This window comes from Aquibium pacificum (assembly GCF_040839445.1).
Classification (GTDB): domain Bacteria; phylum Pseudomonadota; class Alphaproteobacteria; order Rhizobiales; family Rhizobiaceae; genus Aquibium; species Aquibium pacificus.
On the sequence record NZ_JBDPGJ010000001.1, the window covers coordinates 766424 to 792722 of the forward strand.

Below are 26299 nucleotides of genomic sequence, written 5' to 3' on the forward strand. Positions count from 1 at the left end.
CTTCAGTAGTCGTAAACGTGCTCCAGCCGGACGCCATCGCGCATGATCGCCGGCAGCACCTTGTGCAGGCGCGGAACCGAGGCGACGATGCCCGTGCGGCGCAGCGTCGGATCGGCCGGCACCTGATAGGCGAAGAGTTCGGACGTCCCCTCCGGCATGCCGATTGCGTCGTTGGAAAGAACCGTGATGAAGACGAGATCGTTGCCGCCGATCTCGACGAACCGGATGCCCTTTTCGATCAGGCGGGGGATCATGTCGGTGAACACCTGATACCGCCTGGTCACGAAGACGGCGCCTGCGTCGCCCAGGTCCATTTCCAGTTTGGTATCGGGTTCCCCGCCAATCGCCTCCGCCACGGGCCCTTGCGCCCACACATGAATGTCGAGGAATGCCGGATCGGTCGTGGCCGCTAGTCCGGCGGTGATCAGGTCGGCATAGGCCTGCTTGATCGTGTAGGCGAGGCCGAAGGCGAGCTTGCGCTCACGCGAGCGCAGCGTCGCGATGCCGTCGGCGTTTGGGAGGCGCCAGAGGCCTGCGCGCTTCTCGGCATAGGGAAAGCGGTACCACGGCGTCTGGTCGAGGAAGGCGGCATATTCCCCGGCCACCTCGGCTTGGTAAACGTCCTGCGGCGTCTTTTCCCAGCCGGCCGCCCATTCGGTCAGCCGCCCCACGGTGTTCTCCCAAACCGACTGGATGGCGTGTTCGACCGTGTGGCTGGTGCCGATCACGACCAGCATCACGTGGTTCTGCGAATTGAACGGATAGTCCTCGGTCGCCCGCACGACCATGGCATAGTCCTGCCAGAAGCGCCCGATGGTGCTCCAGTAGGGAAAATCGCTCTCGCTGCGTTCCGAGACAAAGTCGGCATATTCCCGGGCGGCATAGACGATCGACCATTCGGGATAGGTCAGGAAGGTCGATTCCTCGGGCCGCTGGTAGCCGGGGATTTTGCGTCGGATTTCCGCCGACGTTTCCGGGGGCGCTTCAACCGGGGTGCCGGTGTCGGCGATCGGCGGAGGCGGCGACGTCGTGAACCAGCCGTAGGCGAAACCCAGCACCGGGATCGCCACGACGACCGCGACGACGATGAGGATCGCGCGGACGATCCGCCACAGGATACGCAGCAAGGAAGAACCTCAGGCCATGGCGAGCGGCCGTCCGGCGCGCCTCGCCAGCCAGAAGCCGATCAGGATCGCCGTGCCGCCGATCGCCAGATGCGGCAGGTTGGCGAAGAACCGCACCGGCAGTTCGATGTCGTTCAGAGAGCGGAAGCCGTCGATGAAGATGCCTCCGTCGAGGCAGCCGGACCCGGTGACGAGCCCGAGCACGCCGTCGAAGAAGTAGACCGAGCCGAAGAGCTTGAAATAGATGACCGAAGCGCGGTGCGAGACCATCGCGGCGGCGAGTGCCCAGACGCCCGAGAAGCCGTGTAGCAGGTCGTCGTACCACTGCAGCGAGAACAGGCCGAACAGATAGCCGTTCTCGTCGTTGAAGGCGGGCACGTAGCCGATCGCCACCACCAGGAAGAACATCGCCGCGTAGGCGATGCCGAGTTTCTGAATGAGCGACATTGCAGCGATTCCCCGGTCTGTTGGCGGGCGGATGATAGCCGATTCCCGATCCCTGGAAACGCCGAACTTGCGCCGCCGCTCCGCCGCGTGCCGAACCCGCCGCGTCCTCCTTCTAGGGCATTAGCGGCGTCTGCATCATCTGCAGGTGCAGGTCCTTGCCGCTATAGGGATGCGCCTCGCAGACCGCCTCGTCGAGCTCGACGCCGATGCCCGGCTCCTTCGGGGGGACGACGTCGCCGTCCTGCCATTCGATCTTCTTCTTCAGGAGCTTGGCGTGGAAGCCGTCCCAGGTCTTGAGCGATTCCAGGATGAGGAAGTTCGGAAGCGTGACGGCGAGCTGGATGTTGGCCGCGCCGACGATCGGGCCGCAATAGCAGTGCGGCGCCACCTGGATGTGGTAGGCTTCGGCCATCGCCGCGATCTTCTTCGTTTCCAGGATCCCGCCGGAGCGCCCCAGGTCCGGCTGCAGGATGCTTGCGGCGCGGTGTTCGATGACGCGTGCGAACTCGGCCTTGGTCGTCAGGCGCTCGCCGGTCGCGATCGGTATCGACGTCTGCCGCGCCACCTGCGCCATCACTTCGGGCATGTCCGGCGGCACCGGCTCCTCGAACCAGAGCGGATCGTAGGGCTCGATGGCCCGTGCAATGCGCAGCGCGCCGGAGGCGGTGAACTGGCCGTGCGTGCCGAAGAGGATGTCGCATTTCGTCCCCACCGCCTCGCGGATCGCCTTCACCATCCGCGCCGACAGGTCGATGTCGACCAGCCGCGGCTGGTGGCCGTCATAGGCGGTGTAGGGTCCGGCCGGATCGAGCTTCACCGCGTTGAAGCCCTGCGCGACGTATTCGGCGGCGCATGCCGCCGCCAGATCGGGATCGTTGTAGACGTTCCTGCCGTGAACGTCCTCGGTATGGACGCTGCCGCTGTGCGGATAGAGATAGGTGTAGGTACGCAGCGTCTCGTGCACCTGCCCGCCGATGAGCTTGTAGACCGGCTTGCCCGCTTCCTTGCCGATGATGTCCCAGCAGGCGATCTCCAGCGCCGACACGCAGCCCATCATCGAGACGTCGGGACGCTGGGTGAAGCCGGAGGAATAGCAGCGCCGGAAGAAGGCCTCGACGTCATGCGGATCGCGGCCGACAAGGTAGCGCTCCGCCACGTCCTCGATCATTCGGGCGGTCACGTGCGGCCCGAAAGTGGCGTTGTAGGCCTCGCCATAGCCGACCACGTTGCCGTCGGTCGTCAGCCGCACGAAGATGAAATACTTTCCCCCGATCCCCGGCGGCGGGTTGCCCACCACCCATGTCTTCACGTCGGTAATCTTCATTTGTCTCCTCCTGGGTGGGCCGCTGGTGTCTTAGGCATATGCGTGGAACGAAGCATCCCCTCACCGTCACGCTTCGTGCATCGTGCGTGGTTCGACAGGCTCACCATGAGGGACATCTGTGGACCGCTCACCATGAAGGAGATCTATGGACCGCGCACAATGAGGAACTTTCGGGGCGCTATGCCGCTCGTGGAGCGGGCTCCACAGATGTCCCTCATGGTGAGCCTGTCGAACCACGCACGATGCAGTGGCTCGCGTGGCGAGACGGTGAGCAGATGTGGCGCTATGAGAGTTAAAAGGGGGCTTTGCCTCGCGCGAAGGGATCGGTCGAATGGCGCCATCGCACCCGTTCACCCCTGGTCCTCCAGCACCATCTCCGCGCCCTTCCAGCCGGTCATGATGGCGGCGGCGTTGGTGTTGCCGGTGATGTTGTTGGGGAAGATCGAGGCGTCAATGACGCGCAGGCCGTCGATCCCGTGAACCCGCAGACGGGAATCCACCACGGACGAGGCAGGATCGGGTCCCATGCGGCAGGTCGAGACGGGATGGTAGACGGTGCCGGAGCGCTTGCGGAAATCCTTCACCAGGTCCTCGTCCGACTGCACCGAAGCGCCCGGCAGCATCTCCTCGGCGATGATGCCGGCGAGCGACGGCATCGAGGCGAGGCGGCGGAGATATTTCACCGCGTCGAGCATCTCGGCCACGTCCGCCTCCGTCGAAAACGCGTTGGGCACGATCTTCGGCGGCGCGGCGGGATCGGCCGATCGGACATGGATGGAACCGCGACTGGTCGGGCGGCAGTTGGAGAGACCGATGGAAAAACCCGGCCACGGGTCCGGCGTCAGGATCGGCCGCTCGCCCGCTCTCGGGATGACGGTCGAAAAGATCTGGAAATAGAGCTGCATGTTCGGCCGCTTGCGCGACGGGTCGGTGCGGAAGAAGCCGCCGCCCTGGTTCATCGACATCGACAGCGGGCCGGAACGCAGAAGCAGATACTGCATCCCCACCCAGGCCTTTCCCCACCACGGCCGCAGCAACTGGTTCAGCGTCCTGCGCTTCGCCTTCCAGGTGTAGTTGATGCCGAGATGGTCCTGCAAATTCTCGCCGACGTTGCGGTTTGCCTGCACCACGGGAATGCCGAGCCCGGACAGCAGGGAGGGATCGCCGATGCCGGAGAGTTCCAGCAGCTTCGGTGAACAGACCGAGCCGCAGGAGACGATCACTTCGCGGCCCGCGCGGGCCTGCGCTGTAACCCCATTTTTCTCGTATTCCACCCCGACCGCCCTCGTCCCCTCGAAGAGGATGCGGCCGACATGGGAATCGGTCACGACCCGGACGTTTCTGCGCTTCATCGCTGGCCGCAGGAAGGCGCGCGCGGCGGACATGCGCCGTCCGTTCCGCGTGGTGATCTGATAGATTCCAGCCCCTTCTTGGACAGCGCCGTTGAAATCATCGTTCGCGGGCAGGCCGGCTTCACCGGCCGCCTTGAGGAAGAGGTGCGTCAGCGGGTCTACCTTGCGGCGCATGTCGGAGACGTGGAGCGGACCGCCATGCCCGCGCCACTCGCATTCGCCGGCCTCGTTGTGCTCGATCTTCCGGAACACCGGCAGCAGGTCGTCATATCCCCAGCCGGGATTGCCGGCGTCGCGCCATTCGTCATAGTCCTCGCGCGCGCCGCGCACCCAGACCATCGCGTTGATCGAACTCGAGCCGCCGAGCAGCTTTCCGCGCGGCCAGTGGTCGGCATTGCCCCCGAGGCCGGGATCGGGCTCGGCCTTGAAGTTCCAGTTCACGGCGGGATCGAAGAAGGTCTTGCCGTAGCCGAGCGGCATGTGGACGAAGAAGCGCCGGTCGTGCCCGCCGGCCTCCAGCACCAGCACGGAATACCGCCCGCTCGCCGAGAGCCGCTCGGCCAGCACCGAGCCGGCCGAGCCGGCGCCGACGATGATGAAGTCGTATGTCTGCATGGATCTATTGCCGGCGCGCCCGCCTCCCGTATGGGGTGGAGACTAGCCTTCCGCCGGGGTGCCCGTCTTGCCGCTGGCGCGCCGCACTGTGTGGAAAAAGCGACGGACTAGGATAGGAATACCGGCTGTCCGTCTACCAATTTCAACCTATCCGGATGCGAGTTCTTCTGGGCGGCGCGATAGGCCTGTTTCCAACAGCTCCGATCGGATCTTATGCGCAGCTTGCACCAACGTGGCCAACCGGGATGGACGAGGATCATCGCCTGAGCTTCGGCAATCGAGTTCGCGTGGATCGCGCGAATGGCTTTGATCGTGCGGGGCCAGTCTAGGCCGGCGTCGAAGAACTCGGATGGCAGGTCCAGCGCTTCGCCGCGCGCGCGACGCTCAAGGATCGAATTTGCTAGGGCAAGCCGTTCCGGGGTGTCGGCGATTAGACTCCGAAATCTTTCTTCCGGTAGGGGAGGCCATTCCACGATTGGCGAAATCTGCACTGGCGTAGCCATAACTTCCTCTTGCGGCAACTGGATTTGGCACGCGGTAGATTGTAGCGATGCGGGCAGACGGGAGATAGCCACCATGACGGAAACCCAACCCACCGGCGAACTCACTCTGCGCACGCTCGCCATGCCGGCCGACGCCAACGCCGCCGGCGACATTTTTGGCGGCTGGGTCATGGCGCAGATGGATCTCGCCTGCGGCATCCGCGCCGCCGAGCGCGCCAAGGGCCGCGTCGTCACCGCCGCCGTGAAGGAGATGTCCTTCGCCAAGGCGATGAAGATCGGCGACACGCTCTGCATCTATACCCACGTCACCCGCGTCGGCCGCACCTCGATGACCCTGAAGGTCGAAGCCTGGGCGCAACGCTACCTGTCGGACCTGATGGAGAAGGTCACGGACGCCGACTTCGTCATGGTCGCGCTCGACGCCGCCGGAAAGCCGAAGCCTATCCCGCAGGCATAGGCGGTCAGCGCGGCTTCCAGCCGTAGTGGATGACGGGATCGCCTGAGCGGGGATGCACGTCCTCCCTGAGGGGCACCATGCCCGCCTTTTCGTAGAAGCGCCGCGCCCGCGTGTTCGACGAGCGCGTGTAGAGCGTGAAGCCGCCCGGCATCGATGCCTTGGCATGATCCAACAGCGACTTGCCGACGCCGCCGCCGAGAGACCCCGGTTTGACGAAAAGTTCGTTCAGCGTCGCTTCGCGCGGCCGGATCGCCAGGAAGCCGATCAACTCGCCGCCGGCTTCCGCCACCGTCACGTCCCAGCCGGCGGCGATCTCCACGTCGACCCTCTGTCGCAACTCTTCCCTGCTCGGCATGACCGGCGGCCCGACGTCCGGCAGGCTGGCGCCGGCGTGCCAGATCCCGGCGATGGCGTCGAAGTCGCACGGCGTGGCAGGCCGAAGGCATGTGGGCGGATGCGGAGCGTCCATGCGTGTGTTCACTGGCAAGTCTGATTCCCGACGTGGTTGTGCTGTCCAGCAGTCCTCGTCCGCGATATGAAGTGCCAGCGCGATGCGACCCTATGGGCCTCGCCCGGCATCGAACCTCGCCCGCGCCGCGTCGACGCGGTCGATGTTCTTCAGCGCCCAGTCGCCCAGTGCCTGGACGGGAACCAGCAGTTCGCGGCCGAGATCGGTCAACTCGTAATCGACCCGCGGCGGGATCGTGGGAAAAACCGTGCGGGTGACGAAGCCGTCGCGCTCCAGCCCGCGCAGCGTCGTCGTCAGCATCTTCTGCGAAATGCCGCCGATCGTGTTGCGCAACTCGTTGAACCGCAGCGGGCCGCCGCCGAGCTTGCTCACCACCAGCACCGTCCATTTGTCGCCGACCCGCTGCAGGACATCGCTCACCGCCCGGCAGTCATTGGTCAAGTGCATGTGCCTCGGTTTCAAGAAAGTGCCTCCTTGTGCGCCGCAAAAACAGTCACCTATATAGCGTCGGTAACAATTCGATACCATCGTTCGTTTCCGAAGGAGACTACCATGTCAAAACCCAAAATCGGAGTCGTCATCGGCTCGACCCGCGAGAACCGCTTCGGCGACAAGCCGGCGCAGTGGATCTTCGACCTCGCCAAGGCGCGCGGCGATTTCGAGGTCGAACTCGTCGACCTGCGCGACTACCCGCTGCCGTTCTTCGAGGAGCAGATGTCGCCGGCCTGGGGGCCGTCGAAGAACGAGACCGCGCAGCTGTGGCAGAAGAAGGTTGCGTCACTCGACGGCTACATCTTCACCGTCGCCGAATACAATCGCGGGCCGACGGCCGTCCTGAAGAATGCGCTCGACTACGCCTACAACGAGTGGAACAACAAGCCGGCGGCCTTCGTGGGCTATGGCGGCGTCGGCGGGGCGAGGGCGGTCGAGCAGCTTCGTCTCCATGCCGTCGAGTTGCAGATGGCGCCGATCCGCGCCGGCGTTCACATCCTGATGCCCGACTTCGTGGCTCTCATGAAGGGCGAGGCGAAGCTCGGCGGCATCCCGCATCTCGAAGACAATGCCAAGGGCATGCTCGACCAGTTCGCCTGGTGGGCAAAGGCGCTGAAGAACGCCCGCGAGCAGGATGCCGGCCAGGCGAAGGCCGCCTGAGAAGCCCTGTGGCAGACGAGAGACGACGCGAGCGCGTCGTCTCCTCGACCTGTGCGGCGGATGGGACTTCCGCTACTTGCAGGCGCGGTGGCCGTTGCGCCGTTCCTTGATGTCGAAGTGGAAGTGGTCCTTGTGGTCGGCGTTGTAGCCGGGGCCGAGCACCGTGGAAAAATAGCCGCACGCATCGGAGCGGACGTTGTTGAGGAGGCCGCGCTGGCGGAAGGCGAACCAGCCCGGCTTGCGCACGTCGATGTCGTTGCCGTTCTTCAGTTCGATGCGCATTACGTCCAGCGCGTTGCCCTTGGCGTGCTCGGAAACCGTGCGGCTTCCGGCGATCGACCGGCATGAATAGCTCGATCCCTGGTGGATCGTCTTCACGCCCGAGAAATAGCGCCAGCGCGCGGCCGGCGCGAGTTCCTCCTTGGTCCAGCTCGCAAACGCCAGGGCCATCTGGCAGGAGAGCGTCGCTGCTGGCTTCAGTCCGACGTTTCCGGAGAAGCCGGACACTTCCACCGGCCAGTCTATGCCGCAGGACGCGCTGTCGCGGATCGGCGCAACGTCGCGGAACCTCACGCCGAGACGCTTCAACTGCCGGCGGCAGTCGCGCTCCCCGGCCGGCATCACGTTCGGCTGCGACATCGGCGCGTTCAGGCGCGGATATCCCGCGAGGAAGGGGTTCGACGGGACCAGCGCCTGCAGCCCGCGTGCGGGCACGGCGGCTGTGGTCTGCCCCACGTCGACGTTGGGGCGCATCACGTCCGATACCGAGCAGGCGGAGAGCACGGCCAGCCCGGAAAGGAGAAGCGCAGCAACTGGTGTGGAACGCGGAGCCTTGTCACGGCTGCGCATCCGGCGGAGGAACGACATACGCATGAACCCTGGTTCCCGTCCGAAGTCCTCCACAATCTATCAGGGAAGGGTAAAGGAAAGCTCAGCGGGTACGTTCATGCCTGTGGCCGGATTCGGGCCGGCATCGAAAGATGTTGGAGAACAACGCCGTAGCAACGGCTTCGGCAGTTGGGATTCATCTGCCTGAGACAATGATTCAACTTTGGAGGTGAGGCACTCGGGTTCAGGCGCCGATCGCTTCCAGGCCTTCCTCCAGCCAGTCGGCCAGCGTCGGCATGCCCAGGAGATAGGTCGCGGTGCGCTTGTTCGACCGCTGGCGGGCGTCGGCCACCGCTTCCTGCCATTCCGCGGCGTCGTAGTCGCCGCGCCCCACCCACACGAGCGCCACGAGCTCGGCGGCCTCGTCGACGTTGAGGTCGTCGATCAGTTCGCGCAGTTCCTCGCTCGTCAGGTCCTCGGATTCCTCTTCGGCCAGACCGTCATGGTGGTGGCCGTCATGGGTCTGGTCGTCGAGTTCGATCTCGTGCTCGCTGCCGTCCTGGTAGTCGTCGCTCACGGCGGCGCTGATTGCCTTTGCCTTCAGGATGAACAACCGGACGGTGTCCGGGTCGATCGTCAGTTCCCACTCCCTCTCGACCGGCTTCTGCACCCGGGCACTCCTTCCGTTCCGCGGACCTCGTGCATAATGGATTCAACGGTCCGGCGTTGCAATCGGCCGCGCACTGGCCCCAGGGGCGGGGCCATTGACACCTGTCGCTTCCCGGCTGAAATGCCGTTCCCTCCACCCTTCCGGAATGGTCCCCATGGCCGCGCTGCTGTCTCCCAAGGTGCTCCCGATCCTCATGCTCGTGGCCTCGAACGTCTTCATGACCTTTGCCTGGTACGGGCACCTGAAGTTCAAGGCCGCGCCGCTCTACGTGGCGGTGGTCGCCAGCTGGGGCATCGCCTTCTTCGAATACTGGCTGGCGGTGCCCGCCAACCGCTACGGCCACGCGGTCTATTCGGCGGCTGAACTGAAGACGATCCAGGAGGTGGTGACGCTTTCCGTCTTCGCCGTCTTCTCGGTGCTCTACCTGCGCGAGGCGTTCACGGTGAACCATCTCATCGGATTTGCCCTGATCGCCGCCGGCGCGGCCGTCATCTTCCGGGCTTGATCCCGCCCCCGGGGCCGCCAGGCTGTCGGCATTTGCCGTAACGTCAATGTGAGTGCGTTTCGGCGCGATTCGGCGTAATGTTCCTTCGATCCCGGCGCGCGAACGCCAGATGGCGCTCGTCGTTTCCACGAAGCCTTGACGGAGGAATGCAATGTTCAAATTGCTGCTGAGCGGTTCTTCGACGATCCTGCTGGCCCTTTCGGTGCTCGCCGCGCCCGCGCTGGCCGCCGGGGGAGGTGGAAGCGGAGGTTCCGGTGGTGGCGGCGATGGCGGCACGGCCGGTTGCCCGACGGGGCAGGTGTACGACGATGCCAAGAACAAGTGCGTGCCGAAGTCGAGCTCGCTCGACACCGACACCCTGTTCGAGAATGGCCGCGCTCTCGCCTATGCCGGCCGCTACGACGAGGCGATCTCGGTGCTGAAGCTCGCAGAGGACCGCGGCGACCCGCGCATCTTCAACATGCTCGGCTACTCCAACCGCAAGCAGGGCAAGCTGCTGGTCGCGCTCGGTTACTACGAGGAAGCGCTGCGCATCGATCCCGACCACGTGCTGACACGCGAATATCTCGGCGAGGCGCATCTGCAGATGGGCGACGTGGCCTCTGCGAAGCAGGAACTCGGCGAGATCGAGAAGCGCGCGGGCCGCGACAGCGCGGAATTCGCCGAACTCTCCAGGCAGATCGCCGCCTACGAGGCCGCCAACGGCTGACGTTCCGCCGCCAATTCTTTTGCTACCCATGCGCGCCGGCCCTCCGGCGCGCATCTTTTTTGCGAATGCCTCACGCCTTGCGCTTTGACTTTCCCGCCGCTTGCGGATAATCGCACTCGCGGCTGGAGGCGCCGGCCGCCCGCGAGCTCTGTGCTCTGGTGAAGTCCTCCCGCGATGACCGTCTCAACCGACGCATCGGAAGAATGGCAATGCGGGCACCCATCCACATCCCGTCCGATGCAAAACGGGAGAGACCCGCAATGACCGCGTTCGCAAACGCGGGCGAGAATGCGTTCCTGACGCATTCTTTGCCCAAACTGTTTCTCAGGACCGCTTCGCCCATCATCTTCATCATGGGCATGAACGGCCTCCTGACCGTCATCGATGCCTATTTCCTTGGCGAGTTCGTAGGCGCGGAAGCGCTGACGGCCGTCACCCTCATGTTCCCCGTCTACATGCTGCTGGCCGCTCTCTCGACCATCGTCGCCGGCGGCATGGCGAGCGTGCTGGCGCGGCTTCTGGGCGCCGGCGACCATGCCGGCGCACGGCGGGTCTTCGTCAGCGCGCATGCCCTCGCGCTGCTGGTCTGCGCGCTGCTGGTGTCGGTGTTCTATCTCGCCGGCCCCGCCATGACGGCATGGGTGGCAAACGGTTCGGCGCCGCTTGCCTCGATGGGGTACACCTACATCTCCATCCTCATCTTCTGCTCGCCGGTGGCCTTCGCGCTTTCGCTCAATGCGGACGCACTGCGCTGCGAAGGGCGCATGGGCCTGATGGCGGCGGTGAGCCTTTCCACCTCGCTCGCCAACATCGCCTTCAACTACCTGCTGATCGTCGTGTTCGACCATGGTGTCGCCGGCTCCGCCGTAGGCACGGTCCTCGCGCAGACCACCGCGCTCGCCGCCGTCGTCGTCTTTCGCCTCCGGGGGCGGACCGTCCTGCGGCTGCGGGACCTGTCGCTCTCCGGCTGGAACCGCGGCTGGAACAGGTTCCTGGCGCTCGGCGCGCCGCAGAGCCTGAGCTTCGTCGGCATCTCTCTCGGATCGGCGGCGATCATCTATGCCCTGCAGGTCTGGGCAGCGGAGCACTACGCGGCGACGGTCGCGGCCTATGGGGTGATCACCCGCATCCTCACCTTCTCCTTCCTGCCGCTGATGGGTCTCTCGATGTCCATGCAGACGATCGCCGGCAATAATTTCGGCGCTTCGCTGTGGCACCGCTCCGACGCGGCTTTACGGCTAGGAGCGGCGCTGGCGCTGCTCTACTGCGCCGGCATGCAGCTGCTGTTCTTCTCGCTGCGGGGAAGCCTCGGGGCCATCTTCGTCGATGATCCTGCCACCATCGCCGAGATAAGGCGCATCCTGCCGATCGCCACGATGATGTACTTCGTGGCGGGACCGATCCTCGTCCTGTCGGGATACTTCCAGGCGATAGGCGATGCCGGGCGATCGGCGCTGCTGAGTCTCACCCGCACCTACCTGTTCGCGATCCCGCTGACCTTCTGCCTCCCGGCCGTCCTGGGAGAGACCGGCATCTGGCTCGCCGGTCCGACCTCGGAACTGCTCATGGTCGTGCTGGCGACGATCCTTCTGGCATCCACCCGCCGAAAGACCGGCCACCGCTGGGGTGTGTTCCGGGCGACGCCTGGCTGAAGGCGAGGAGGGACGTGGGCGCGATCAGCGGCTGCTGGGTCGCATTCACGCCCTCGCCGATCAGCATGGTGGCGGAAAGTCCGATCCCGAAGAGGGCGGCAATCAGCGTCGGTTTCTTCATTGGCCAACTCCGCGCATGTCGGCATCCGGTCCAAACCGGACGCGTGCCCTGCCGCATCACCCGGCGGAACTCTGTTCGGTGACTGTGGCAAAAAGAGGTGTATTCTTCAGTCCGGTGGGAAAATGCGATTCGGGCGCATGCGGGGTGAGAACGACAATCTTGACGTGGGTGCGGAGGGAGCCTTCCTCCCGTCGACCGTTTCCGTCATGCTGCCCGCGGCCGTTATCCTCGGCGGCTACGGATTGACCTATGCCTGGCTCGCATTGGCCGGCCGCGGCGACGGTGCCCTGGCCAGGCTGTGCCTGATCGTGCTGGCGCTGGTCGGACCGTTCCTCATCGCGCATGCCGTGCTGCGCCGCTTCACGGCCCGGGTCGACGTAATGGCCCATGCCGTCTTCGTCCACACGGGGTTTCCCCGCAGCGAACCCTACGAAATCCCCTACGCACTGGTCCGACGGCTGACCTTGAGCCGCGGACCGATCGGGCGGCTGACGGGAAGCGGCTCTCTGGTCTTCGAACTGTCGACGGGGCGCACCATCTGCGTGGCCGACCTTGCACGACCGTCTCAGGCGATCGCAGTCATCGGCCGCCGCATGGAGGAGGTCGCCGAGCGTCAGCTGGACGCCGGAACTCCGCCCAAAAACACCGCACAGGCCGCCGCGGGCGCCGGCTGACGAGACGACGGTTCTTTTTTTGCGTGAATCTCGTTCGATCCGCTGCTATATCTCGTAGGACTAACAGGTTGCGGTTCCGCCTGCCCACGCTCGCGGACCGTTTTCTTTTTTTTGCCCGCCCCCTGGGAGACAATCATGACGGCGGGCGGAATCCCGGCGAAGGAAAGGTCGCACGAATGAACAAGGTCCCGATGACCGCAGGCGGTTTCCAGAACCTCAAGGAAGAGCTGCGCTGGCGCCAGCAGGAAGAGCGGCCGCGCATCATCGAAGCGATTTCCGAGGCGCGGGCGCACGGCGATCTCTCCGAAAACGCGGAGTATCACGCGGCGAAGGAAGCGCAGAGCCTCAACGAGGGCCGGGTCGGCGAACTCGAAGATCTGATCGCGCGCGCGGAGGTCATCGACCTCACGAAGCTGTCGGGCGACAAGATCAAGTTCGGCGCCACCGTGGTGATCGTCGACGAGGACACCGAGGAAGAGAAGACCTACCAGATCGTCGGCGATCAGGAAGCCGACGTGAAGGGCGGACGCATCTCCGTGTCCTCGCCGATCGCGCGCGCGCTGATCGGCAAGGGCGTCGGCGACACGATCGAGGTCAACGCACCGGGCGGCGCGCGCGGATACGAGATCCTCAAGGTGAAGTGGGCCTGAGCCTGCGTCCGTGACGGCGGGCCGCACTCGGCCGGACGAACCGGTGGACGTGAGAGACGTCGACGTGATCGCGCCGAACTTCAAGCGGCGGCTCTCCGGCGTGACCTCCACGATCATCCAGCTCGTGCCGAAGCAGCGGGCAATGGGTACCCGCGTCGCGGTCGTCGGGCCGGGTCTGCCGGACAGCCTGCCGACGCTGCGGATGCGGGACCTGCCGCGCCTGTGGCGCGCGCCGGGCAATGCCGCCGTGCGAGTGTGGCACGCACGGCGCAACGTCGAGATGCTGCCGGGCGTGATCCTGCGCGACGTGCTGCGCATGCCGCTGCGTCTGGTCTTCACCTCCGCCTCGCAGCGCCGGCACACGCGCTGGACCAAATTCCTCATCCGCCGGATGGACGCCGTGATCGCGACGAGCCGGCGCACCGCTGACTATCTCGAGGTCGAGAACACCGTCGTCATGCACGGGATCGACACGGACCGGTTCAGCCCGCCGGCGGATCGCGCTGAAGCGCGCGCGGCAGTCGGACTGCATCCCGCGCGCCGCTATGTAGGCTGCTTCGGCCGCATCCGGCGCCAGAAGGGGACCGACGTCTTCGTCGATGCGATGATCGCCGCCTTGCCGCGCCATCCCGACTGGTCGGCCGTCATCGCCGGCCGGACGACGAGTTCGCACGCCGGTTTCGAACAGGAGTTGCGGGGGCGGGTGTCGGCCGCGGGACTGGAGGATCGCATCCTCTTCGTCGGCGAGCACACCGCTATCCACGAATGGTACAAGGCGCTCGACCTCTTCGTCGCGCCGCAGCGCTGGGAAGGTTTCGGCCTGACGCCGCTGGAGGCAATGGCCTGCGGCGTGCCGGTGGTCGCGACCGACGTCGGCGCCTTCTCCGAACTGGTCGTTGACGGCGTCACCGGGGCGATCATCCCACCCGGCGAAGCTGAAGCAATGGCCGCCGCCGCCGGTGCCTACATGTCGGACGACGAGAAGAGGCAGACGGCTGGACAGGAAGCCCTGCGCCGCGCGCGCGAAGATTTTCCTCTGGAGAAGGAAGCCGAAATGCTAGCCCGGATCTACGCCCGCGTCGCCAGCGGCGCGGGATCGGAGGCCCCGGCCTCGCGGCGGGCGAACAGGTCGATATAGGCCTGCGTTACGGCTTCCTTCGAGAAGCGCTCTTGCAAGGTCCGCCGTCCTCCTGCCACGACCGTCGTCGCCAGTTCGGCGTCGTTGCGGAGGCGCGCAATGCCGTCGGCCATGGCGTCATGGTCATCGAGATCGACCAGCAGCCCGTTCTCGCCGTCGCGCATGAACCAGGTCGGACCTTCGGAACGGGTCGAGACCACCGGCACGTCCTGCGCCCAGGCTTCCAGGACGACGTTGCCCAGCGGTTCGTGGCGGGAGGCGACGGCAAAGCAGTCGGATGCCGCGACATACGCGCCGGGGTTCGACTGCCAGCCGGCGAATCGCACCCGCTGAGCCATGCCGAGTTCGTCGGCCAGCCCGCGCAGGTTGCCTTCTTCCTCGCCATTGCCGACCAGCCAGAGATAGGCGTCGGGAACTTTCGCCACCGCGCGCAGCACCACGTCGAAGCCCTTTCGCGGCACGAACCGGCCCGCGGCCGAGACCACGAAGGCATCTTCCGGCGTGTCGAGTTCGGCGCGCGCGATGGGGGCCGCCGGCACGGACTCGGTGAAGTTCGAGATGACCCGCACGTCTCGCTGCCAACCCATGTCCCGCACGTGCTTCGCGATTCCGGGTGTGTTGCACACGACGACGTCGACGTTGCGGAACTTCTTCAGCGTCGTCGGATAGTCGCCCAGCCGCGTCAGCCGCAATGGGCCCTCGACGTTGGGCACCAGCTTCGCCCCTTTCGGCATCCAGCCGAGAATGGCGTCGGGTTTCCACGATCGCGCCATGGCGGCCATCCGGAGCGGCAGCAGGATGCGGTCCAGCGACGCGGTGCGGAAATGGCTCTCGATGACTTCCACCGATGGGTCGATCTTCTGCTTCCAGTTCCTCCCGGGCCTTATCACGATGCGCTGCTCCACACCGCGTTCGGCGAGGCCGTTCAGGAGATGCACGAAGAAGCGCTCGGCGCCGCCGTCCTTGCCGAAGTGGAAATGCATCACTTTCATTGTGCGTCGCTCCGCGTGTCCGCCGCGCTTTCGACAGGCTCGCTGGCCGGCGCGACCTTCAGCGCGTTGCGCTGGTAGATCTTCGATTCCGTCAGGAAGGAGTAGACCGCGCCGGTCATCGCCTCGATGAAGCCGGGAAACCCGCAGCGCCACAGGCCGTTGCGCAGGTAGAGCCGCAGGAAATAGAGCGGCGGGTTGAAGACCATCTTCAGGCGGCGCGGCCCGCCGCCGGCTTCGACGATCTGATCCGCCTTCAGCGACGAGTACTTGTTTTCCTTGAGGATCTGCTCGTCCATCGGCAGGGGCCGGAAGTGCAGCAGGCTGCCTTTCTCGGACGGCCTGACCTCTCCGTCGGGCACGATTCCCTCGTGCACGCGCTGCGCAAGATCGTAGCGCCCCCGGCCGTTGCGGATCAGCCTCAGGTTCTTGCGCTCGCGCACCCTTTCGGGCGTGAAGCCGTAGCCGATCAGGTAGGGCCGACGCGCGACCTTCCAGCCGACGACCGTTTCCGAGGCGTCGAGCAGAGACGGGAGGACGGCTCGCAGGGCGTCGTCGAGACGCTCGTCGGCATCGATGTTGAGGCACCACGGCTCGCGGCACTGTTCCAGAGCGAACTGCTTCTGGCCCGCATAGCCGCGCCAGGATTCGCGGAAGAGCCGGATCGGAGAACCTCTTTCCACGAACGTCTCGATCAGCGCCAGCGTCCCGTCCGTGGAGCCCGAATCGACAATCACGATCTCCGCGCACAGGTCCAGGCTTTCGATGCAACGCCCGAGATAAGCCTCCTCGTTCTGGCAGATGATGAATGCGGAGAGGGGGAGTCTGTCTGGCATCGTCAGCTTCGGCGGTCGACCCGCGCCTTGTGGGGCTTACCGTGTCTGTTATATGACGCCGGCCTCGTCCGCGCTCCCGCGCGAGCGCATCGCGGACCCCTTGAGCAGAAAAGGCGTTCGCAGGCAAGCTTCAACGGCCGGGCGGAACCGCCCGCACACAGATGGTCAGCGCATTGGGAAACCCGTTCCGCAACGTGAAGCTCCACTGGCGCAGGCTATTAAACCGGCGCGTGGTCGAACTGGACGGGATCAAGGTCTCGACCGATGCCGCCGGACTGCCGCGTTCGGTCCGCTCCGCGCTGTTCAAGGAAACCTACGAGGTCCACGAACGGCGGCTGGTCCGGCGCATCGTGCGGCCGGGCGACCGGGTGCTCGAGATCGGCGCCGGCATCGGCGTCGTCGCGTCCCTCGCCGCCCGTCTCTGCGGCCCGGGAAACCTCGTCTCCTATGAAGCCAATTCGAAGCTGGAACCCATCATCCGCGGCAACTTCGCGCTCAACGGCGTCGAGCCGCGTCTGGTGATGCGCGCCGTCAACCTCGACGGCCGGCCGGTGACGTTCAACCGCGACGACAACATCGTCTCCTCGTCGCTGGCAAAGCGGGACAGCTCCGCCGAGGCGATCGAGGTCGGCGCCGATGCCTTCGACGACATCGTCCGAACTCACCGGCCGGACATCGTCATCATGGATGTGGAAGGCATCGAGACGGACCTCCTGTCGCAGGGAAACCTCGACGGCGTCGCCCACATCGTCGTGGAAATCCACCCGCAGGTGACCGGGCAGGCGGCGATCGATGCGATGATCGGGCGGCTCGAGGCTCTGGGTTTTGAAATCGCCGAGAAGGCCCACAAGACGCTTCATCTGGTGCGCGAAACCCGGGCGCTTCTGACTTAGTCGATCATCGGCCGGAGGAGGGACCAGCGCTCGCCTGGATATCCACAAGCCCCTCGTCCTTGACCTGACGGATGGTCAGCGCGGTGCGCACGGTGTCGACGTTGGGGGCGGAGGTCAGTTGCTCGATGACGAAGGTCTGGAACGTCGTCAGGTCGGTCGCCACGCAGTGCAGCAGGAAATCGGACTCTCCCGAGACCATCCATGCCCGGCGCACGATCGGCCAGGCGCGGGTCAGTTCGGAGAAAGATTTCAGTTCCGCGTCCGACTGGTGGTGCAGCCCGACCAGGCAGAATGCCACCAGGTCGTAGCCGAGCGCCGGGGCGTTGAGGAGGGCGCGGTAGCCGCGGATGACGCCGGACTCTTCCAGCCGCTTGACCCGCCTCAGACAGGGCGGAGCCGAGATGCCGACGCGCCTGGACAGTTCGACGTTGGTCATGCGCCCGTCATTCTGCAACTCGCGCAAGATCTTCCAGTCGGTTGCGTCCAGATCGGCCTTGATGGGCATGTCGGAGTGCTCGGGCGTTGGATGGCGAAAGAATCTGTCGCGCCCGCAGACATACGTCAAAGGTCGGGTCGAGCCAAGCACGGCGCTCGCCGCGTACGGCTTCCTGGGCGTCTCCTGTGAGAAAGCGGCCTGCGCACTTGCACAAGGGTGGATGGGAACCTTAGATCAGCGAGAGAAAACATCCCTCGTCGTCCGTCGGGCGCCGGGGCTTTTGCCTTTTGTGCAGAGGAACGGCCATGACCAAGAAGCACGCACCCGTCATCATCGTCGGTTCGGGGCCTGCCGGCTACACCGCCGCGATCTACGCGGCACGCGCCATGCTCCGGCCGATGCTGATTGCCGGCATGCAACAGGGCGGGCAGCTGATGATCACGACCGACGTGGAAAACTATCCCGGCTTCGCCGACCCGATCCAGGGGCCGTGGCTGATGGAGCAGATGATGAAACAGGCTGAACACGTCGGCACCGACATGGTCAGCGACATCATCGTCGAGGCAGACATCGCCAGCAGGCCGTTCCGGCTGAAGGGCGATTCCGGCACCGAATACACCTGCGACGCGCTCATCATCGCGACCGGCGCGCAGGCGAAGTGGCTGGGCATCGACAGCGAGGAGACCTTCAAGGGCTTCGGCGTGTCGGCCTGTGCCACCTGCGACGGCTTCTTCTACCGCGGCAAGGACGTGGTGGTCATCGGCGGCGGCAATTCCGCCGTCGAGGAGGCGCTCTATCTCTCCAACCTCGCCAGATCGGTCACAGTCATCCACCGGCGCGACGAATTCCGCGCGGAGCGGATCCTTCAGGACCGGCTGTTCAAGAAGGACAACATCAAGGTGCTGTGGGATACGGTGATCGAGGAGATCGTCGGCGAACCGGCCAAGCCACCCATGCCGCCGTCCGTCAACGGCATCCGGCTGCGCAACAAGAATACCGGCGAGATCAGCGACCTGTCGATCGACGGCGTGTTCGTAGCGATCGGGCATGCGCCGGCGGTCGAACTCTTTGCCGGCAAGCTGAAGCAGAAGCCGAACGGCTATCTCTGGACAGCGCCCGATTCCACCCGCACCGACGTCCCCGGCGTCTTCGCAGCGGGCGACGTGACGGACGACATCTACCGCCAGGCGGTGACGGCGGCCGGCATGGGCTGCATGGCGGCGCTGGAGGCCGAGAAATACCTGGCCGAGATGGAGACGCATCGCGAAGCGGCCGAATGAGCCGGCCGCAGCACTCCGGGGGAGGGGGACACATGCCGTTCGACTGGGACAAGCTGCGTGTGTTCCACGCGGCAGCCGAGGCAGGGTCCTTCACTCATGCCGCGGAGCGGCTCAATCTCTCGCAGTCGGCCATCTCGCGCCAGGTAAGTGCGCTGGAGCACGACATCGGCGTTCCGCTATTCCACCGCCACGCGCGCGGCCTGGTTTTGACCGAACAGGGCGAACTGCTCTACCGCACCGCCCACGACGTGCTGGTCAAGCTTGACAGCGTGCGCGCCCGGCTGCTCGAGACGACGGAGAAGCCGACGGGCGTCCTGCGTGTCACCACCACCGTCGGGCTCGGCGCGGGCTGGCTCACCCAGCGCGTCCAGGAGTTCCTGGAGCTCTATCCGGACGTGCAGGTCCAGCTGCTGCTCGCAAACGAGGAACTCGACCTCACGATGCGGCAGGCCGATTGCGCCATCCGCCTGCGCCAGCCGCAGCAGCCGGACCTGATCCAGCGGCGGCTGTTCACGGTGCATCTGCACGTGTTCGCCGCCCCGGCCTACATCAACCGCTACGGCAAGCCGAATTCGGTCGAGGAACTGGACCGCCACAGGCTGGTGACGTTCGGTGAGCCGGTTCCCGCCTTCCTGAAGGACCTCAACACGCTACAGACCTTCGGCATGCCGGAAGGGGCGAGGCGGCCCGCCGTGCTGCAAATCAACGACCTGATGTCGATCCGGCGATCGGTTAAGGCCGGAGCCGGCATCGCCATGCTGCCGGACTACATGGCAGACAAGGATGCCGGTCTCGTACAGCTCCTGCCGGAGATGGAGGTACCCTCCTTCGACACATACTTCGCCTACCCCGAGGCGATGAAGAACCAGGCGAAGCTCAAGGCGTTCCGCGACTTCCTGTTCTCCAAGGCGCGCAGCTGGTCCTATTGAGCCGCGTCCCGAATGGATGCATCAAAATGCGGCAGAATGCTGCGATGCACCATGAAGATGCAGTTGCTTCATTAATGCATAGGTGAAATGCAAATCAGTTGCTTGCCGAATCGGCAGAGCGGGCTCATATACGCATCATCTTGCTGGCGCATTCTCCTCCCATTGGCGTCGGCAAGTGTTCCCCTCTGGAGGTTTTACCGCTTTTGCGGCACTTCCATGCCTTGGCCGGTTCCTCTGGATCCGGCCATTTTTTTATCCGGAAACTGAAGATCCTCGTCCTGGGCGTTACATGAAGAGCGCTTCGCCTTCCATGCCCTGATAGAGCCCGGCCACCTGTTCGCCGTAGCCATTGAAGAGCAGCGTAGGCACGGTCTCTCCCGTGTGCAGGATTCGCTCCTGGGCCTGGCTCCAGCGGGGATGCGGCACCTCCGGGTTCACGTTGGCCCAGAAGCCGTATTCCGTCGGCGCGATCTGTTCCCAGAAGCTGACGGGCCGCTTCTCGACGAAGGAAATCTTCACAACCGACTTGATGGACTTGAAGCCGTATTTCCACGGCAGGGCGAGCCGCAGCGGCGCGCCGAACTGGTTTTTCAGCGGCTTGCCGTAGACGCCGGTGACCATGAAGGCGAGTTCGTTCGTCGCCTCTTCCATGGTCAGCCCCTCGACATAGGGCCACGGATACCAGACCTGCCGCTGGCCCGAAGCCATGTCGGGATCGAGGAAGGTCTCGAAGCGGACGTATTTCGCCGAGGCGAGGGGAGCCGCCGCCTCGACGAGCTTCGCCATCGGGAAGCCGGTCCACGGCACGGTCATCGACCACGCCTCGACGCAGCGGTGGCGGTAGAGCCGCGCCTCGAGCGGCATAGCCCGGATGAGATCGTCGATCGCAAATGTCCGCGGCTTCTCCACCAGCCCGTCGACCTGGACCTCCCAGGGCCGCGTCTTTAGGCTTTCGGCGGCCTTCGCGATCTGCTTGTGCGAGCCATATTCGTAGAAGTTGTTGTACTGCCCGGCGACCTCGCCCGGCGTCATGTCGCGGTCGATCTTGTATTTCTCGTTCAGCTTCGCCGGATAGAGGTCGAGCGTCTGATCGGCCTCGGCAGCCTGCGCCCCTCCGGCGAAGGGCGGCATGATCGCAGCCGTCGCTCCCGCCGCGAGGCCGGCGATCATCGCGCGCCGGCTGAGGAACACGTGCTCGGGCGTGGCAAGGTTTTCGGCTATCGCCCATGACGGGCGCTTCAGGATGCTGGCCATCGCGATCTCTCCCCGCAAAGCATGACGCACGAAGAGTAGCCGATGGCGGCCGGCGCGCAATTCACCCGGCATCACGTTTGCGTGGAGGCGCGACCGGCCGCGAGAGCCGGAATGGAGCGTCTCCGTCAGGCCGGTGCGGTCGTGAAGCTCCGAGGGTCGAGCGCTGCCAGGGTCTGCTTCTCGGCCGCGCTCAGCGGCAGATGCGGCGGCAGGAGGCGCTCGTATTCGGGATCGTCGTGGAGCCGCGCCACCATGTGCTTGACCGCGGGGATCAGCGGCACCGACGAGATCGCCGCGCGTGCGTCGCTCGCCGCCTTCAGCAGGCCGGCATCCGACCGGGCCTTCCAGAGCCGCGCTGCGAGCGGCGCGGTGGCGCTCACGGTCGCAGAAATGCAGCCGGCATAGCCGTCCTCATCCACCCGTGCGAGCGCGGTCTCGCTGCTTGGGAAGACGTCGAACCCGTCGATGCGGGCGAGTTCGGCGGCGTAGGCGAGGTCGCCCGAACTGTCCTTGGCCCCGGCGATCCGCTCGGGAAAGCTTTCGCGCAATCTTGCCGCCAGAGCGGGGGAAAACTTGAGACCGGTCATCTGCGGAAAATTGTAGAGATAGATCGGGATCGGCGCGTCGGCGGTCTTTCCCACCACGGTCGCGAACCAACGGAAGAGACCCTCGTCGCTCACGCCCTTGTAGTAGTAGGGCGGCAGGATCAATGCCGCCGCGAAGCCCTTGTCATGCGCAAAGCGCGTCAGTTCGATCGTGGTGGCGAGGTCTGGCGCGCCGGTGCCGACCATCAGCCGCCCGCGGTCGAGTTCCCCGGCGGCGGCGCTCATGACCGCCTTGCGCTGCGACGCCGAGAAGGAGTTCGCCTCGCCTGTGGTGCCGAGGACGTTCAGCCCGTCGCAGCCGTTCTCCAGCAGCCAGTGCGCATGGCGAAGGAAACGCGGGAGATCCGGCTCGCCGTCGGGAGTGACCGGCGTCGGAATGGCCGCGATAACGCCCTTGAGTCTTGTCGATGTCATCTGGTCGGAGCTTCCCGCAATGAAGGTGGATGGTTGCCGCGTGGATAGGCGTCGAGCCTTCGCGGATCAAGCGCCTAACGCGCGCCGCGAGACCGAAACGGCCGGCGCACCGCGCTTTTGAGCAACCGACTTCGTCGCATGCCGTCTTTTCTCTCTTGGCAATGCCGGTTTTCGCGGCAAATGTATGCCGCAAGGGGCTGCCGTGGCATGGGGCCTCGCGCGCGGGGGAAACGGTTGGACGACATTCTGACGCTCATGATCGGCGTTCTTGCCTGCTTCCAGGTGAAGCACTTCGTTGCCGACTACCTGCTCCAGCCGCCGTGGCTAATCCGCGGCAAGGGCCATTTCGACTGCGCCGGCGGCTACGTCCATGCCGGCATCCATGTCGTCGGCTCGATACCCGCCCTGCTTCTGGCCGGACTACCGATCGTCCCACTGCTGATGTTCATGGCGGCCGAGTTCGTCGTCCATTTCGCCATCGACCACATCAAGGCGCGCATTTCGATGGGCAGCGCGAAGGGGCCGACGACGGCGTCCTACTGGGCGCTGCACGGCGCGGACCAGCTGATTCATCAGCTCACCTATCTCGCCATGGCTGGGCTGGCGATCGGCTGGACGATGCCGGCGTAGCGTTCCCGCCGGCCTCTCCAGCCGTTTCCGATCAACGCGTGACGATCTCCGGTCCCATCAGGCTGTAGGGCAGCCAGGTCGACATGATCGGCACGTAGGTGGTGATGATCAGGAAGACGAAGAGCACGGCGACGAACGGCAGGGCGGCGCGCACGACCTGGATCAGGCTCATGCCGGTGATGCCGGAGGTGACGAACAGGTTCAGCCCGATCGGCGGCGTGATCATGCCGATCTCCATGTTGACCACCATGATGATGCCGAGGTGGACCGGATCGACGCCGAGTTCCATGGCGATCGGGAAGACCACCGGCGCCACGATCAAGAGCAGTCCCGAAGGCTCCATGAACTGACCGCCGAGCAAGAGCAGCAGGTTGATGGCGATCAGGAAGGTGAACCAGTTGAAACCGGCGTCGAGCATCAGGCTGGTGATCGACTGCGGGATGCGTTCCGAACTCAGGACGTGGGCGAAGAGCAGCGCGTTGACGATGATGAACATCAGCATGATCGTCGTCCGCGACGCGTCGATCATGACCTTGCGTGTTTCCTCGTTGAAGAACATGCGATGGAAGTTGCGGCCCGTCAGCGAAAGGTTGCGTCCCCAGATCGGCAGTCCCGCGGCGACGTAGCCGGGAATGTTGAAGGGACTGGACTGGCCGTCGCGCCAGAGCGCGTAGGCGATCATCAGCGCGATCGACAGGACGAGCCCGACCAGCGCGCGGCCGCCGATCGTCACACCCTCCCAGTTGGAGGCGACGAAGAAGGACAGGATCATCCAGACGAAGAAGAAGCCGACGGCATAGACGACCGCGGAAAATCCGACCCGTGCCCGCTTGCTGTCCGTCTCCTGGATCCAGCGGACGCCCTTCAGCGGTCCCATGTCCCGATAGACGAACAGGGCCACGAAGAAGGCGTAGACCGCCGCGACGGCCGCCGCCTCGGTCGGCGTGAAGACGCCTCCGTAGATGCCGCCCAGAATGATGATGATGAGGAAGAGCCCCCAGCCGGCTTCCTTGCCGCCCGCGACGATCTCGCCGAATCCCTTCCACTCCTCCGATGGCAGGTTCTTGATCCGCGCCATGACGTAGATCGTGACCATGAGCATCAGCCCGGCCACCAGCCCGGGGATCACGCCCGCGAGGAACATGCGTCCGACCGAGACGTCGGTCGCGGCCGAATAGACGACCATCACGATCGAGGGCGGGATGAGGATGCCGAGCGTCCCGGCATTGGCGATGATGCCGGCGGCGAATTCCTTCGTGTAGCCGACCTGCCGCATTCCGGCGATGGCGATCGTGCCGATGGCCACCACCGTGGCCGGCGAGGAGCCCGACAACGCGGCAAAGAGCATGCAGGCGAGCACCGAGGCGATCGCCAGTCCGCCGCGGAAGTGGCCGACGGCAGCGATGGCGAAGCGGATGATGCGCCGCGCGACGCCGCCCGTCGACATGAAGGCCGAGGCGAGCACGAAGAACGGGATCGCGAGCAGCGTGTAGTTCTGCGACGCGGTGAAGAGTTGCAGCGCCACCGACGACACGGAATCGGCGGAGAAGAACGCGATGATGATGAGCGACGAGAGCCCGAGCGAGACCGCCACCGGCACGCCGGCGAAGAGCAGCATCAGGACCAGGATGAAGAGGATCAGTGGTTCCATGTCCCGTCCTCAGTCGCGCAGGGCGCCCTTGGCTTCGCTCACGAGATCCTCCGCCTCGTGGCCGGCGATGATCAGTTCGCGGTCGCCGCGCCAGATCGCAGCGATTCCCTGGAGGGAGCGGAAGGCAAGGAGGGCTAGCCCGACCGGTAGCATGAGATAGGCGACCCAGCGCTGGACCCGGTCCTGGACCCCGAACAGTTCCTGGGCCCAGAGCGGGTAACGCAGGTCGTCGAGACCGGTGCCCCGCTCGAACATGAAGGTCCAGTAGCCGATCGCGCCGGTCTGGCGCCAGTTGGTCGAGACGTCGGCGCCGAGCAGTGCCAGCCAGCCGGCGTAGAGAAGCATGAAGGCATAGAGGAAGGTGCAGAAAGCCCCGACCATGCCCGCGATGCGCAGGCCCGGTTTCGAAAGCATGCGCACGAAGGCGTCGACGCCGAGATGCACGCCGTGCTTGATGCCGTAGCCCATCCCGAAAAGGATCATCCAGGCGAACAGGATGCGGGTGAATTCCAGCGCGCCGCCCCAGCCCGTGTTGAAGCCGTAGCGGGCGATCACCTGGCTGAACGAGACGAGCGTTATGATGGCGAGAAGGGTGGCGAGGATGTTCTCCTCGAGTCGGCTTATCGCATCGGGATAGCGCCTTTCGGCGAAAAACAGTGCCAGCACCAGGACGACGAGCGCCGCCGACGGCCACAATAGCTCCACTTGATCCTCCCCTCAGCGGATCGGCCACGGGCGCCGGTTTTTCCGATTGTTCGCCCTGGCCGCAGGAAAAGGCGCGCCCGCCTCGGGCGGGCGCGCCGTCTTTCGTACTACGACCCGGAGGCCACGGCGGCGTCGATGACGTCCTTGCCGATGTCGCCCTCGAACTCGGCCCAGACCGGCTTCATGGTGCTCACCCACTCGGCGCGCTGCTCGGGCGTCAGCTCGCGGATCGTGCCTTTGGCGTCCAGGATGTTCTGGCGGCAGACGGCTTCCTTGTTCGCGACGTCGGCGTTCGCCGCCTGGGTCACGTCGTCGGCGATCTTGAGGAACTGCTCGCGCACCGCCGGATCGAGGCCTTCGAGCCACTCGGTGGAGGTGACGAGCAGATAGGCGAGCGTCTGGTGGTTGGTTTCGGTCACGCCGTCCTGCACCTCGAAGAACTTCTGGGTGTAGATGTTGCACCAGGAGTTCTCCTGGCCGTCCACGACGCCGGTCTGCAGGGCGCCGTAAACCTCGGAGAAGGCGAGCTTCTGGGCCGAACCGCCGATCGCGTTGATCATGGCGTTCGCCACGTCCGAGGTCTGGATGCGGAACTTCAGTCCGTTCGCGTCCGACGGCAACAGCAGCGGCTTGTTGGCCGAGAACTGCTTGAGGCCCGACAGCCAGTAGCCGAGGCCGGTGTAGCCCTCGTCCTCCATGACGGTGAGCAGGCTCTTGCCGGTGTCGGACTGGGTGAACGCGTTGACGGTGTCGAGGCTGGCGAACAGGAACGGCAGGTCGAAGACGCGGTACTTCAGCGTATAGGCTTCGAACTTCGACAGCGACGGCGCGGCGATCTGCACGTCGCCGAGCAGCAGGGCTTCCATGACCTTGTCGTCGTCGTAGAGCGTGGTGTTGGGATACACCTCCATGCAGGCGGTGCCTTCCATCTCCTGGTTGACGCGCTCGCCGAACTGCTTGGCAGCCTCGCCCTTGGGATGGCCCTTTTCCGCCACCACGTGGCTGAACTTGATGACCATCTCGCCGCTGTCGCAGCCGGCGGGGTCGGCGAAGGCCGGTGCGGCGACCAGGGTGATCGCGAGCGCCGAGGCGGCGCCGAGTAGCTTGTTCATGTCATTCCTCCACATTTCGGCCATTCGGCCGCTCTTTCTATGTCTCGCCGGCCGCTCTGCGAGCGGACGGAGATTTGGTCTGCGGCGGGATAGTCCTCCCGTTGACGATGGATAATCCATCGCAGGCACAATTAGAAGTCAGCATTTAGCCGGATGGGTCCGGGCCTCCGGCGGC

The 26299-nt window shown here is 65.2% G+C and carries 28 protein-coding genes; 12 read left to right on the forward strand and 16 right to left on the reverse strand.

Annotation, left to right across the window (positions count from 1 at the left end):
- Positions 1 to 2 precede the first annotated feature (2 nt).
- From ABGN05_RS03730 to ABGN05_RS03745, 4 genes are all read right to left on the reverse strand, one after another.
- Positions 3 to 1127: a hypothetical protein gene (locus tag ABGN05_RS03730; RefSeq protein ID WP_367952639.1), complete on the reverse strand. Its 1125-nt coding sequence runs from the start codon at positions 1125 to 1127 to the stop codon at positions 3 to 5.
- 9 nt (positions 1128 to 1136) lie between these two features.
- Positions 1137 to 1571, reverse strand: a complete 435-nt coding sequence (locus tag ABGN05_RS03735; RefSeq protein ID WP_367952640.1) for a hypothetical protein — start codon at positions 1569 to 1571, stop codon at positions 1137 to 1139.
- Positions 1572 to 1683: 112 nt separating this feature from the next.
- Positions 1684 to 2895, reverse strand: a complete 1212-nt coding sequence (locus ABGN05_RS03740) for a mandelate racemase/muconate lactonizing enzyme family protein (RefSeq protein ID WP_367952641.1) — start codon at positions 2893 to 2895, stop codon at positions 1684 to 1686.
- A 350-nt stretch (positions 2896 to 3245) separates the two neighbouring features.
- Positions 3246 to 4862 (reverse strand): GMC family oxidoreductase, encoded by a 1617-nt coding sequence (locus tag ABGN05_RS03745; RefSeq protein ID WP_367952642.1) that lies wholly within the window; start codon positions 4860 to 4862, stop codon positions 3246 to 3248.
- A 576-nt stretch (positions 4863 to 5438) separates the two neighbouring features.
- Here ABGN05_RS03745 and ABGN05_RS03750 point away from each other — a divergent pair.
- Positions 5439 to 5822, forward strand: coding sequence for an acyl-CoA thioesterase (locus tag ABGN05_RS03750; protein ID WP_367952643.1), 384 nt, complete (start codon positions 5439 to 5441; stop codon positions 5820 to 5822).
- Positions 5823 to 5826: 4 nt separating this feature from the next.
- Here the strand turns inward: ABGN05_RS03750 and ABGN05_RS03755 are convergent, their stop codons facing one another.
- Together ABGN05_RS03755 and ABGN05_RS03760 are read right to left on the reverse strand one after the other, a co-directional pair.
- Complete coding sequence (locus tag ABGN05_RS03755) at positions 5827 to 6303, reverse strand: GNAT family N-acetyltransferase (protein WP_367953141.1); 477 nt, start codon at positions 6301 to 6303, stop codon at positions 5827 to 5829.
- A gap of 78 nt (positions 6304 to 6381) precedes the next feature.
- Complete coding sequence (locus ABGN05_RS03760) at positions 6382 to 6738, reverse strand: winged helix-turn-helix transcriptional regulator (protein WP_373695894.1); 357 nt, start codon at positions 6736 to 6738, stop codon at positions 6382 to 6384.
- Positions 6739 to 6843: 105 nt separating this feature from the next.
- On the opposite strand from ABGN05_RS03760, the gene ABGN05_RS03765 reads away from it, so the two are divergent.
- Entirely contained in the window at positions 6844 to 7443 is a 600-nt protein-coding gene (locus tag ABGN05_RS03765; protein WP_367952645.1) for an NADPH-dependent FMN reductase, read from the forward strand.
- 72 nt (positions 7444 to 7515) lie between these two features.
- Here the strand turns inward: ABGN05_RS03765 and ABGN05_RS03770 are convergent, their stop codons facing one another.
- Complete coding sequence (locus ABGN05_RS03770) at positions 7516 to 8310, reverse strand: extensin-like domain-containing protein (RefSeq protein WP_367953142.1); 795 nt, start codon at positions 8308 to 8310, stop codon at positions 7516 to 7518.
- A gap of 205 nt (positions 8311 to 8515) precedes the next feature.
- The gene (locus ABGN05_RS03775) at positions 8516 to 8941 is read right to left on the reverse strand and encodes a DUF3775 domain-containing protein (RefSeq protein WP_367952646.1); all 426 of its coding nucleotides are present in this window, start codon (positions 8939 to 8941) and stop codon (positions 8516 to 8518) included.
- Between the two features lie 154 nt (positions 8942 to 9095).
- Between ABGN05_RS03775 and ABGN05_RS03780 the strand changes: the two genes are divergently transcribed.
- The 6 genes from ABGN05_RS03780 to ABGN05_RS03805 all read left to right on the forward strand — a co-directional run bounded on the left by ABGN05_RS03780 (position 9096) and on the right by ABGN05_RS03805 (position 14390).
- On the forward strand, positions 9096 to 9446 hold the full coding sequence (locus ABGN05_RS03780) for a DMT family protein (protein WP_367952647.1): 351 nt from the start codon (positions 9096 to 9098) through the stop codon (positions 9444 to 9446).
- A gap of 151 nt (positions 9447 to 9597) precedes the next feature.
- Positions 9598 to 10155 carry a tetratricopeptide repeat protein gene (locus ABGN05_RS03785; RefSeq protein ID WP_367952648.1) on the forward strand — a complete coding sequence of 186 codons (558 nt, stop codon included), beginning with the start codon at positions 9598 to 9600 and terminating at the stop codon, positions 10153 to 10155.
- A 260-nt stretch (positions 10156 to 10415) separates the two neighbouring features.
- Complete coding sequence (locus tag ABGN05_RS03790; RefSeq protein WP_367952649.1) at positions 10416 to 11807, forward strand: MATE family efflux transporter; 1392 nt, start codon at positions 10416 to 10418, stop codon at positions 11805 to 11807.
- Between the two features lie 258 nt (positions 11808 to 12065).
- The gene (locus ABGN05_RS03795) at positions 12066 to 12602 is read left to right on the forward strand and encodes a PH domain-containing protein (RefSeq protein WP_367952650.1); all 537 of its coding nucleotides are present in this window, start codon (positions 12066 to 12068) and stop codon (positions 12600 to 12602) included.
- Positions 12603 to 12778: 176 nt separating this feature from the next.
- Positions 12779 to 13252 carry a transcription elongation factor GreA gene (gene greA, locus ABGN05_RS03800; RefSeq protein WP_367952651.1) on the forward strand — a complete coding sequence of 158 codons (474 nt, stop codon included), beginning with the start codon at positions 12779 to 12781 and terminating at the stop codon, positions 13250 to 13252.
- A 43-nt stretch (positions 13253 to 13295) separates the two neighbouring features.
- Positions 13296 to 14390 carry a glycosyltransferase family 4 protein gene (locus ABGN05_RS03805; RefSeq protein ID WP_367952652.1) on the forward strand — a complete coding sequence of 365 codons (1095 nt, stop codon included), beginning with the start codon at positions 13296 to 13298 and terminating at the stop codon, positions 14388 to 14390.
- On the opposite strand, the gene ABGN05_RS03810 is transcribed toward ABGN05_RS03805, so the two are convergent.
- Both ABGN05_RS03810 and ABGN05_RS03815 read right to left on the reverse strand, forming a co-directional pair.
- Positions 14321 to 15382, reverse strand: a complete 1062-nt coding sequence (locus ABGN05_RS03810; protein ID WP_367952653.1) for a glycosyltransferase — start codon at positions 15380 to 15382, stop codon at positions 14321 to 14323. The two genes, ABGN05_RS03805 and ABGN05_RS03810, sit on opposite strands and share 70 nt — an antisense overlap.
- Positions 15379 to 16215 (reverse strand): glycosyltransferase family 2 protein, encoded by an 837-nt coding sequence (locus ABGN05_RS03815; protein WP_367952654.1) that lies wholly within the window; start codon positions 16213 to 16215, stop codon positions 15379 to 15381. The genes ABGN05_RS03810 and ABGN05_RS03815 overlap by 4 nt, the downstream gene beginning before the upstream one ends.
- A gap of 161 nt (positions 16216 to 16376) precedes the next feature.
- Here ABGN05_RS03815 and ABGN05_RS03820 point away from each other — a divergent pair, with 161 nt between their 5' ends.
- On the forward strand, positions 16377 to 17108 hold the full coding sequence (locus ABGN05_RS03820; protein WP_367952655.1) for an FkbM family methyltransferase: 732 nt from the start codon (positions 16377 to 16379) through the stop codon (positions 17106 to 17108).
- Between the two features lie 4 nt (positions 17109 to 17112).
- Here ABGN05_RS03820 and ABGN05_RS03825 read toward each other — a convergent pair whose 3' ends face one another.
- Complete coding sequence (locus tag ABGN05_RS03825) at positions 17113 to 17613, reverse strand: Lrp/AsnC family transcriptional regulator (RefSeq protein ID WP_367952656.1); 501 nt, start codon at positions 17611 to 17613, stop codon at positions 17113 to 17115.
- Positions 17614 to 17849: 236 nt separating this feature from the next.
- Here ABGN05_RS03825 and trxB point away from each other — a divergent pair, with 236 nt between their 5' ends.
- Positions 17850 to 18824: a thioredoxin-disulfide reductase gene (gene trxB / locus ABGN05_RS03830; RefSeq protein WP_367952657.1), complete on the forward strand. Its 975-nt coding sequence runs from the start codon at positions 17850 to 17852 to the stop codon at positions 18822 to 18824.
- 32 nt (positions 18825 to 18856) lie between these two features.
- The gene (locus tag ABGN05_RS03835) at positions 18857 to 19753 is read left to right on the forward strand and encodes a LysR family transcriptional regulator (protein WP_367952658.1); all 897 of its coding nucleotides are present in this window, start codon (positions 18857 to 18859) and stop codon (positions 19751 to 19753) included.
- 285 nt (positions 19754 to 20038) lie between these two features.
- On the opposite strand, the gene msrP is transcribed toward ABGN05_RS03835, so the two are convergent.
- On the reverse strand, positions 20039 to 21007 hold the full coding sequence (gene msrP, locus ABGN05_RS03840) for a protein-methionine-sulfoxide reductase catalytic subunit MsrP (RefSeq protein WP_367952659.1): 969 nt from the start codon (positions 21005 to 21007) through the stop codon (positions 20039 to 20041).
- 125 nt (positions 21008 to 21132) lie between these two features.
- Positions 21133 to 22026, reverse strand: coding sequence for a dihydrodipicolinate synthase family protein (locus ABGN05_RS03845; RefSeq protein WP_367952660.1), 894 nt, complete (start codon positions 22024 to 22026; stop codon positions 21133 to 21135).
- 234 nt (positions 22027 to 22260) lie between these two features.
- Between ABGN05_RS03845 and ABGN05_RS03850 the strand changes: the two genes are divergently transcribed.
- Positions 22261 to 22656: a DUF3307 domain-containing protein gene (locus ABGN05_RS03850; protein ID WP_367952661.1), complete on the forward strand. Its 396-nt coding sequence runs from the start codon at positions 22261 to 22263 to the stop codon at positions 22654 to 22656.
- 31 nt (positions 22657 to 22687) lie between these two features.
- Here ABGN05_RS03850 and ABGN05_RS03855 read toward each other — a convergent pair whose 3' ends face one another.
- The 3 genes from ABGN05_RS03855 to ABGN05_RS03865 all read right to left on the reverse strand — a co-directional run bounded on the left by ABGN05_RS03855 (position 22688) and on the right by ABGN05_RS03865 (position 26124).
- Entirely contained in the window at positions 22688 to 24307 is a 1620-nt protein-coding gene (locus tag ABGN05_RS03855) for a TRAP transporter large permease (RefSeq protein WP_367952662.1), read from the reverse strand.
- 9 nt (positions 24308 to 24316) lie between these two features.
- A complete protein-coding gene (locus ABGN05_RS03860; protein WP_367952663.1) occupies positions 24317 to 25012 on the reverse strand; it encodes a TRAP transporter small permease in 696 nt (231 codons plus the stop codon).
- Between the two features lie 107 nt (positions 25013 to 25119).
- Positions 25120 to 26124, reverse strand: coding sequence for a DctP family TRAP transporter solute-binding subunit (locus ABGN05_RS03865; RefSeq protein WP_367952664.1), 1005 nt, complete (start codon positions 26122 to 26124; stop codon positions 25120 to 25122).
- Between the last annotated feature and the right edge of the window lie 175 nt (positions 26125 to 26299).

Coding starts and splice junctions, on each gene's coding strand:
- ABGN05_RS03825 (WP_367952656.1), bottom strand. CDS start 17,613: ATGCCCATCAAGGCCGATCTGGACGCAACCGACTGGAAGATCTTGCGC.
- ABGN05_RS03750 (WP_367952643.1), top strand. CDS start 5,439: ATGACGGAAACCCAACCCACCGGCGAACTCACTCTGCGCACGCTCGCC.
- ABGN05_RS03810 (WP_367952653.1), bottom strand. CDS start 15,382: ATGAAAGTGATGCATTTCCACTTCGGCAAGGACGGCGGCGCCGAGCGC.
- ABGN05_RS03760 (WP_373695894.1), bottom strand. CDS start 6,738: ATGCACTTGACCAATGACTGCCGGGCGGTGAGCGATGTCCTGCAGCGG.
- ABGN05_RS03790 (WP_367952649.1), top strand. CDS start 10,416: ATGACCGCGTTCGCAAACGCGGGCGAGAATGCGTTCCTGACGCATTCT.
- ABGN05_RS03820 (WP_367952655.1), top strand. CDS start 16,377: ATGGTCAGCGCATTGGGAAACCCGTTCCGCAACGTGAAGCTCCACTGG.
- ABGN05_RS03815 (WP_367952654.1), bottom strand. CDS start 16,215: ATGCCAGACAGACTCCCCCTCTCCGCATTCATCATCTGCCAGAACGAG.
- greA (WP_367952651.1), top strand. CDS start 12,779: ATGAACAAGGTCCCGATGACCGCAGGCGGTTTCCAGAACCTCAAGGAA.
- ABGN05_RS03735 (WP_367952640.1), bottom strand. CDS start 1,571: ATGTCGCTCATTCAGAAACTCGGCATCGCCTACGCGGCGATGTTCTTC.
- ABGN05_RS03765 (WP_367952645.1), top strand. CDS start 6,844: ATGTCAAAACCCAAAATCGGAGTCGTCATCGGCTCGACCCGCGAGAAC.
- ABGN05_RS03845 (WP_367952660.1), bottom strand. CDS start 22,026: ATGACATCGACAAGACTCAAGGGCGTTATCGCGGCCATTCCGACGCCG.
- ABGN05_RS03865 (WP_367952664.1), bottom strand. CDS start 26,124: ATGAACAAGCTACTCGGCGCCGCCTCGGCGCTCGCGATCACCCTGGTC.
- msrP (WP_367952659.1), bottom strand. CDS start 21,007: ATGGCCAGCATCCTGAAGCGCCCGTCATGGGCGATAGCCGAAAACCTT.
- ABGN05_RS03745 (WP_367952642.1), bottom strand. CDS start 4,862: ATGCAGACATACGACTTCATCATCGTCGGCGCCGGCTCGGCCGGCTCG.
- ABGN05_RS03795 (WP_367952650.1), top strand. CDS start 12,066: ATGCGGGGTGAGAACGACAATCTTGACGTGGGTGCGGAGGGAGCCTTC.
- ABGN05_RS03855 (WP_367952662.1), bottom strand. CDS start 24,307: ATGGAACCACTGATCCTCTTCATCCTGGTCCTGATGCTGCTCTTCGCC.
- ABGN05_RS03780 (WP_367952647.1), top strand. CDS start 9,096: ATGGCCGCGCTGCTGTCTCCCAAGGTGCTCCCGATCCTCATGCTCGTG.
- ABGN05_RS03770 (WP_367953142.1), bottom strand. CDS start 8,310: ATGTCGTTCCTCCGCCGGATGCGCAGCCGTGACAAGGCTCCGCGTTCC.
- trxB (WP_367952657.1), top strand. CDS start 17,850: ATGACCAAGAAGCACGCACCCGTCATCATCGTCGGTTCGGGGCCTGCC.
- ABGN05_RS03740 (WP_367952641.1), bottom strand. CDS start 2,895: ATGAAGATTACCGACGTGAAGACATGGGTGGTGGGCAACCCGCCGCCG.
- ABGN05_RS03785 (WP_367952648.1), top strand. CDS start 9,598: ATGTTCAAATTGCTGCTGAGCGGTTCTTCGACGATCCTGCTGGCCCTT.
- ABGN05_RS03835 (WP_367952658.1), top strand. CDS start 18,857: ATGCCGTTCGACTGGGACAAGCTGCGTGTGTTCCACGCGGCAGCCGAG.